Annotated in this window: 5 protein-coding genes and 1 tRNA gene; 5 read left to right on the forward strand and 1 reads right to left on the reverse strand. The window is 57.5% G+C overall.

The features are described from left to right. A partial coding sequence (locus EN742_RS14925) for a septal ring lytic transglycosylase RlpA family protein (RefSeq protein ID WP_148670109.1) occupies nucleotides 1-656 on the reverse strand: 656 nt, incomplete at its 3' end. 1,340 nt (nucleotides 657-1,996) lie between these two features. Between EN742_RS14925 and EN742_RS14930 the strand changes: the two genes are divergently transcribed. From EN742_RS14930 to EN742_RS14955, 5 genes are all read left to right on the forward strand, one after another. After that, nucleotides 1,997-2,086: transfer RNA gene (locus tag EN742_RS14930), tRNA-Ser, on the forward strand. 17 nt (nucleotides 2,087-2,103) lie between these two features. Continuing rightward, complete coding sequence (locus EN742_RS14935) at nucleotides 2,104-2,535, forward strand: hypothetical protein (RefSeq protein ID WP_128332962.1); 432 nt, start codon at nucleotides 2,104-2,106, stop codon at nucleotides 2,533-2,535. 263 nt (nucleotides 2,536-2,798) lie between these two features. Next, the gene (locus EN742_RS14940) at nucleotides 2,799-4,166 is read left to right on the forward strand and encodes a hypothetical protein (protein ID WP_128332963.1); all 1,368 of its coding nucleotides are present in this window, start codon (nucleotides 2,799-2,801) and stop codon (nucleotides 4,164-4,166) included. Between the two features lie 112 nt (nucleotides 4,167-4,278). Further along, nucleotides 4,279-7,161, forward strand: a complete 2,883-nt coding sequence (locus tag EN742_RS14945; RefSeq protein ID WP_128332964.1) for a TrlF family AAA-like ATPase — start codon at nucleotides 4,279-4,281, stop codon at nucleotides 7,159-7,161. 1,056 nt (nucleotides 7,162-8,217) lie between these two features. Next, nucleotides 8,218-8,424 (forward strand): hypothetical protein, encoded by a 207-nt coding sequence (locus EN742_RS14955; RefSeq protein WP_128332965.1) that lies wholly within the window; start codon nucleotides 8,218-8,220, stop codon nucleotides 8,422-8,424. Nucleotides 8,425-8,538 lie beyond the last annotated feature (114 nt).

The following is an 8,538-nucleotide window of genomic DNA, read 5'->3' on the forward strand; positions in this document are numbered from 1 at the left end:
CCGGTCGGTAAGCCGTCCGACGGATCCGGCCGGTTGTTGCCAGGATGGTATGAGGCAATCAGATACTGGTCGTCATCGCCGTCGAGCGGCGCTCGCCCGACATATTCGACCTTCACCTTGGCCGTGCCGACCTTGTCATAGTCGAGCATTTGCGCGGCTCGCTCCGAAACGTCGATGATGCGGCCTTCATGGTATGGGCCGCGGTCGTTGACGCGCACGATGACCGAACTGCCGGTTTCGAGGTTGGTGACGCGGGCGTAGCTCGGCAGCGGCATCGTCGGATGCGCCGCCGTAAGTTGCATCGTGTCATAGACTTCGCCGTTGGCAGTCAGCCGGCCGTGGAAGGCATCGCCATACCAGGATGCCAGGCCGACCTTGCGGTAGCGCTTGTCTTCCTTGGGATAATACCATTTGCCGCGCACCTGGTAGGGCTTGCCGAGTTGGTCGCGGCCGCCGCCGCGCCGCATGAAGGCAACGCGCGGGCTTGCCTTCACGCCATATTCGGTTTCGGCGAAATACTCCTTCGAGCGCGGCCTCTTGTCGATCATCGCCTTCGGCTGCGGCGTCGAGGTGCAGGCGGCAAGCAGCACCGCCGATATGGCGCACAGTGCAAGAGCTGGAGCGCGACGTAGACGCGGGCGCGCCGAAATCTGCATTGTTATGATGTCCCCTACAGTCTCGCCACCAGCTGAACGTCAGCGGAGCCAAAGCACCTGCCCGACACTTTGCCAGCGACACCCGGATCCCCAATCCCCTTGTGCGCAGGAATTGCTTATCACCGTATTAACCGATTGTGGTCGGAAGGCGGCGAGATTGTGGCAAGGCCTGTACCGGCGTGGCCGTGAACGCCGAGCGAGGCAATGCCAGCGACTTGATTGGCCAGTTGACCGCTGCCATCGCAGCAAAGGCGGAACAAAACTATGGCGCCGGCGTAGTCCCGGCGCCTCGAAGGCTCTCAGACCGGCCCACAGTCCAGAAGGTGCTTGGCGCCAACGCGCTCGTCAGGCCGGCGGTTGCTGGGAAGACGGAGCCACCTGCGCCGTAACGTGCGACAGCCTCTCGCGCTTGGTCAAAATCGGCTTTTCGTAAATCTTCTTCATGATTCCCTTTACCCCGAAAGATCCACTACGCCACAGATTGGTCGGGCGTGTGCCACATTGTCAATCAGGCTGGGCCGATTTGGCGGGATACTGTTGCATTTCGGCAAATATATCGAGCGACGATCCGACGCGGGTGGCAGGTCTTGGCGCCACGCACTAGGGAAGTGCGGTGGAAATGACCTCCCGCGTCTGGCGCGCCAAAAAACATAGACACCCCAGTGATTGGCACGATAGAGGGATGGCCGAGCAGTTTAAGGCCACGGTCTTGAAACGTGGTGAAAGCTTTCCCGCCTGTTATCAGCGGTCTTGAATAGCCGGCGCCAAATGAACAGCCCGCAACCTGCGGCAGCAGGCGCATCGGAACGCCTCACGCAAAATTTGAACTCGATTCAAATAGCGGAAGGCGCTTCCGTTCCATTAGCCAGTGCTGATTTAGAAATCTGCGACGTATTAACCGTTCGTAGACCGCGCTGTCCTATTCTGAGACAGCGCGGTCAACCAACTACCCCTGGCTGCGCAGGCGGCTCCGGCTACCCACCCCCAACGCCGGTCGGAGCCGCCACCCTCTCTTTTGATACCAGCGATGGTTGAATTAACTGTTACCACACGTACCTTCTAACGTGCTCTCCCGATCGCTAGACTTTTAGGGAATCGCCGGCGCTCCCAAAACCCCTGTCCGATTTGGCGATCCCTGACGTCTGGACTCAACCGCCGAATGACGCATCCCGGGTCTTGGGGGCAAGGGACGAACGGCGAAAGCTTGCGTTTCGGCAAATGTACAGGCCGGCGCGGTTGACAGGTCTTCGCGCCACGCACTAGAGCAGTGCGGTGCGGATGATGCCAACAGCAGGATCCGAAGGTCAACACAGGCACCAAAGTGATTGAAAGATCACGATGGAGGGATGGCCGAGCGGTTTAAGGCACCGGTCTTGAAAACCGGCGTGGGCGCAAGTTCACCGTGGGTTCGAATCCCACTCCCTCCGCCATATGTATTTGATTTTGTTTGATAATTCTTGTTTATGAAAATCATACCCGCCAATATGCCCATCAATCGGAAATGGCATTGATTCGGACGGCACACGACGGGATGAGACAAAGGCAAAGGCCTCCGCGCGCGGTCATCAACCACGCGATCAGAGAGTTCGACCTCAATGGCGTCACCAACCCGTTCATGAACTTCGAGGCGCCCCCCAAGGATAAGGCAGAGCCCGACAGGGACAAGCGCCGGCCCTTCACTCTTGACGAAGTTGCCGCGATATCGGCCCGTGTTGTCTCTCAAGCCAAAGAGGACCTCCACCACATTTGGCGGCTTCTCTCAGGGACAGGGTGCCGACTGGCTGAAGTCTCGGGGCTGCGGGTGGCAGACGTGCACCTCGACCATGCCGTTCCCTACATCACCGTCGAGTGGCACGACGACCGCCGCATTAAAAAATGACGACCGCCGCATTAAAAAATAAGGTGTCCCGCCGCCTGCGTAACTGATCGCAAGGCGACCACACACTCGCTTCGCCACCTCATGAAGGATCGCCTGCGGCTAGCCGGCGTCAGCAAATCGGACCAAGACATCCTTTTGGGCCACTCCTCGGGAAGTGTTGGAGAGGACTATGGTGGCGATGAAGCACGACTTGAGGTAGCCAGACGGGCGCTCGAGAACGCGCTTGCAAAGAACGCGAGAGCGGCCGATATGAAGGATGTTTCTTGACCTCTCCATCCGCTCCGATGCGTATCCGAACACTAGACCGCTGGCGGCATCTGCTTAAGCCGCTTCCAATTACGCTCGACTGCCCGACCATGAAGATGATCGGTGGTGACTTTGAACCGCCGATTTTCACGGGTTCCGGTCGCATCGTGATCAAGAGTTTCACCGACATTGACTACCGGATGTATGCCACCCCCTTGGAAGGTGGTGAGGCCTTCAGGCGTCTCGTTCAGATGGAGAAAGACCCATACGACTCCACCCGCCGCTTTCGGCTCATTGCCACGGATATCCAAGGAACTGAATGGGCAGCGGGCTGGACACATCCACAACTAGGAGAGACGAAGAGCGGCATCTGGGAGTTGTTCGGTGATCTACACTCCTTACAAACAGGAGCTTCCGGGCCCTCGGTGTCTGAGGAATCTGGAGTGGAACTAGTCTTCCAGCCTGAGCTTCGGCTGCCTGTGGATACGCCTGTGGTGACGGTCTCTACGTTAGAGGGTGTGGAGATCGAACGGGGTTGGCGCCTAGCCAAACGGACCGTAAAAGTTCTTGACTCAGAGATCGAATTTTTCCGCACCAAACGAGGCGGCGCTCTCTGGGTAACCGCAAAATCATCAAAAGAACTATCGCACCCATATACCGAGAACTGGCTTGGAGAGCCGCTGCGTATCTTGCTCGGACAATTGAGCTATCCACGCCTAGTTGCCCGCAACTTTGGAGGAGGTAGGGCGCAGGTTTCGTTACGGCCATCTCCGAGGCAATTCAGAGATTCGGCCCTCGCTTCTCTCGTCGGGGGAAATCCTTCTGAGGTCGAACCGGACTTCTGGACGCTCTACGCGAAACTGCTCGAATTTATTGCACGCGCACGTGATGAGGGCGGCAATCCGAATTTCGAATCACACCTAATTACCCGCCTCTACGAGGAAATCATTCAGGCTACACAAGGGTCACGATGGGTGCTTTGCCTCACGCTGGCGGGTGTCGCAGAAGGCCTCACAAAGATGCTAATGGGTCCGACGCCCCTGAAGGCTGACTATGCCGAAGAGGCTATAAAAAGCCTCCGTGATTACGTCACCGCCTGGGTTGGCGACGAAGAGTTAAAGTCGCGAGTTCTTGGCGCAATTAGCACTGCTGGGACAAGGACCGTAGGCAAATTCCTCCGAGACCTTCAGCAGAGAGAGATCCTAACTGCCGCCAATGTCGGAGCTTGGTCGAAGCTGCGCAACTCCGTCATGCATGGCAATTTAGTATCTCCTTACTCCACGAGGGAAGACGACCAGAATATCCTTGAATTGGCCGACCTGGTGCATCGTTTGACGCGCGCGATAGTTGGCGTTGACGGGCAGTCATCTCAGGGGGCCCAATAAAGACGAAGCAAGCCGCAGGAACAGAGTTCAGTCAAATCGACCCCGTGGGTCTGTTTTTCCCGTTGCATCAGGACAGATGCCGCGCATACTGCCGTGATACTTGGAGGGGGCAATGTTGGAGCGCGGTTCGGTTTGGCGTCGTTGGGACCTGCACGTCCATACGCCCGGCACAGCAATGGAGGACCGGTTTGGTACCTGGGACGAGTACTTAGCGGCGATCGAAGCCAGCCGCGACGTGTGCGCACTTGGAGTCACTGACTACCTACTGTTGGACAACTACGAGAAGGTGAGAGCGCACCGCGAGGGTGGGCGTCTCAAGAACATTGCCTTCATCCTACCCAATATAGAGTTTCGCCTAGCTCCGCCGACGGACAAAGACACGCCTGTAAACATTCATCTGCTCGTGTCTCCCGACGATCCTAACCACGTTGCGGAGATCAACAATGCGCTCGCCAGATTGCACTGGCACTACAACAGCCGCGTCTATTCATGCACCCCACCCCAGCTCATGGCGCTTGGTCGCGCTGTTGACCACACGCTGATCGACAACACGGCGGCACTCAAGAAGGGCGTCGAGCAATTCAAGATCGATTTCAGCAAATTCCGCGAATGGTACCATCAAGAGAATTGGCTTCAGGAGCACTCTATAGTTGCCGTTTCAGGTAACAAGGACGGGCTTTCTGGGTTCCTGACTGATGGCGGTTGGGCGGCTATGCGAGAGGAGATCACCCGATTTAGCGACGTCATCTTTTCTGGACGACTAGGAGAAACCAACTTCTGGCTTGGACGCAATCAGCCGGATGAGAATGTCGATTTCATGAAAAAGCTCGGCGGCCCGAAGCCGTGCATCCATGGCTCTGATGCCCACAGCATTCAAACACTTTTTAGGCCCGACAATGACCGCTTCTGCTGGATCAAAGCTGATACCAACTTTCAAGGGCTGAAGCAGATACTGCTCGAACCGGGTGAGCGCGTGCACATCGGGCCTCCCCCGCCGATGTACCATGATCGCGCGCGAGTCCTGGATAAAGTAACCCTTAACAACGGCGGCGAATGGTTCGAAGCCACGCCAATTCCCCTCAATTCAGGTCTCGTATCGATCATTGGGCAGAAGGGCTCGGGCAAATCTGCTTTGGCCGAACTCATCGCGTTTGCTGCCGGCAGTTGGGAACCGAGTGAAGCTAGCTTTATTCAACGTGCAGGCTCGTTTTTGGACGACTTGGTGGTGAAACTCGAATGGGCGGACGGCTCCTCGACCAGTGCACGTCTAGGCGGCGAGTTGCCCTCGATGGGAAGCGCTCGGTTTCTATCGCAACGTTTTGTCGAGAAACTTTGTGCCGGCGATCAGCTCAGCGACGACCTAGTTCGCGAGATTGAAGGAGTAATCTTCGATGCATTGGACCCGACGGAAACACTGAACGCTTCGAATTTCCAAGAGCTGCGTAACATCCGCACGGAATCGCTTCGGGACAACGGCAACCGACTCAGGGATGAGATCAGCCAGCTTATTCGCGACGATATAACGCTCCGGTTCTCACTTTCGAAAATCCCTGAAAAACTGGAGCGGAAAAAGAAGCTTGCCGAGGAGGCCGACGGCCTAACCAAGCAGGTTCCCAAACCCTCAACAGAGGAGGAAGCAAAGACGCAAGCAGCGCTGCAGGCGGCGCGCACAAAACTTGGCGAGATTCAGAACACCATTGGAGGAATGAAGCAGCAGCGACAGCGACTAATAGATATTCGAGCCAAGGCGCAGGGAATCGCAAGGGAAATCGGGCGCTACAAAGATGACGTTGTCACACTGCTCAATTCAGCGCTGATCGCTGAGCCCGATCAAGACCTGTTCACTCCGAAGTTTATCGGCAGCTATGAAGCGGTCCTGAAGCGCCGGGACGACGAGCTTGTTGCCGCAATCGCCAAGCTCGAGGGTGACGCAACAAAGCCTGCCGACGGCACGATTAACGCGTTGCAAGCGTTGATTGCGGAACTCACGAAAAAGGAGTCTTCAGATAAAGCGCGGCAAGATCGCGTAAAGGCGATACAGACGCGGCTCGCCGCTATTTCGGTTGAGATCACAAGATTGGATGCGGAGATCGCTCAGCAGGACTCTATCAAGCAAGAACTAATGAGCGCCCGCGATCGCCGACTGGGCGTTTATAAAGCCTTCTTCCGAAACCTCGGTCTTGAACAAGCGGCCTTGGAGTTGCTGTACCAACCGGTTCACGACAAGCTTGCAGACCGCGAGCATGAACAGGACCTACAATTTTCCATACGTTGGGAGGCCGACCTCGACGATTGGCTGGGGCGCGGCGGTATGCTTCTCGACCAGAGGAGAACGCTACCCTACGGCTCAATGGAAGGCATCGCGAAAGAGGCTCGGCGGCTGCTGCTCCCGGCTTGGGCTTCCGGGGATGTAGATGAAATTCAGCGAGCCCACGAGCAATTCATGGTCGGCTTTCGCGATCCGAAGTTGCCGAGCACCGGCTACTTGAGGACAGGGAGCACGCTCGCCGACCTGCTCGGATGGCTATACGATGTTGACCATGTTCAACTAAACTACGGGCTCAGGTACCGTGGAACTGACCTAGAGAAGCTGTCGCCTGGTACGAAAGGCATCGTGCTGCTCATTTTGTACCTAGGTCTCGATGAGCGCGACACGCGGCCCCTTATCGTCGATCAGCCGGACGAGAATCTCGACAACGAGTCAATTTTTGCTCTGCTAACCGCCTATTTCAGGTCTGCCAAGAAGCGCCGGCAGATCATCCTAATCACCCATAACCCGAACCTCGTCGTGAACGGCGACTCAGAACAAGTAATAATAGCCTCAGCGGACATCCAAGAGAGCGGTCTCCCACGAATTTCTTACTCGTCGAATGCCCTGGAACACACCTCCCCGGATGGCACCGGTATTCGTGAAAGAACCTGCCGGATACTTGAAGGGGGAACCGACGCGTTTGTACGACGCGAGCGTCGATACGCAATAGGCGCTCAATTATGAAAGCCTGCCTCCACAGCTAATTACATGCGAATAGTAAATGGCATTACTGCCCGGTTTTTTGGGAGGCGCACCAAGGTCGGGGTGTCGGCGGGCAGCTTGTATCGCCGCAGATAAATGGCACGGCCAGCCCCTCAGAGATCAGGACGTCACCTACGTCTTGGCCATTGGCAAACAGCGAACCACAACTTCGCCCGTAGTTGCAACGATTGGTACCCTCGGTCCCGGCGGGACAGGAGCAGCGTATCATCTTTAGTTCGAGTCTTGCGGAGGCGACTAGTTCGGTGAGGCGCGCTTTCGCTCGACGCCCAATGTCTGCCTCGACGGTGCACCTTGGCTCGATGCTCTCAGGCGCATTGAAGCCGACCAGCCGGGTTCCCTTGGCAGCACCATTGAGCCGAATGGTATCACCGTCCGTTATGGTGAACTGGGTTCTGGCAAGCGGCAACGTGTCCCCTGCTGCGTCCGATTTCGCGAAGGATGGCATGCTTGGCCAAGTGATGTGCCTGCCCTTGACGACGTACGAGTAGATCAGAGACCCGACGACCAGCACCAGAACAATCCCGAAGGTTCTTGCGAACCTGGCCGCCAAGTACCTCGCCTCGCGAGCGAGTGGGCTACGCCGACGGCGCGGGCGCCAGCGCGGCGACGAAGGGGGATTGTTTGGGCGAGATTGCCATGGCGCGGATGTGCTTGGCGATGCGGGTCCTATCATCTCGTAAAGCTTCGCCCACTGCTTCGCGCTCAGCCGCGTACGCGGGCCGTACTTCGCCAATCGGTCACGTATATCGAGGAGGAATTGGCGCTGCCATTGGCTGAGGTGGCCGCGAACCAATGCAGCCTCGATACGGGCCTTCAGGTCGTCCTCAGGCTCCATTTTGGTTGCCCTGCCCGTCCACAATAATACCGGGCCGCCGGCAGAGTGTGAAGAGGCGCATTGAGTCCTGCACATCGGTGAGCCGGACGCACGTGGGGCTTAGGGCCGGACACCCGGCGAGAGTATGCGGGGTAGCCTGGATTGCCGGTGAAGCCTACGGCATCGACGAGGTGGAGGCGGCTGTGGTCGAGACTGCATTCCGCCAGCATCTGGACAGGAACACTCTGCGCCAGCATGGGTTGAACCTTCAGACCTATTTCGAGCATGTCGACGAGGCAGACTACCCGACGCTGAGAAGGGCTGCGGCCAAGGGTGCATGGCACGTCTTCCATGGGCATGCAGAGGCCATAGCAGCGGCCCGCGAGAACGGTTCGGCCTACAGCGAGTAACCCACAAGGCAACATCTCCCCTGCCCCTGATGCATCGCCCCAAGAGGTGGGCGGGGGTAGGGTCTTCTTTACAGGCAACCACCAGGGCGGCTCGCTTCAGAGCTGTCCCTCCTG

This window comes from Mesorhizobium sp. M4A.F.Ca.ET.020.02.1.1, from assembly GCF_004022645.1.
GTDB lineage: Bacteria > Pseudomonadota > Alphaproteobacteria > Rhizobiales > Rhizobiaceae > Mesorhizobium.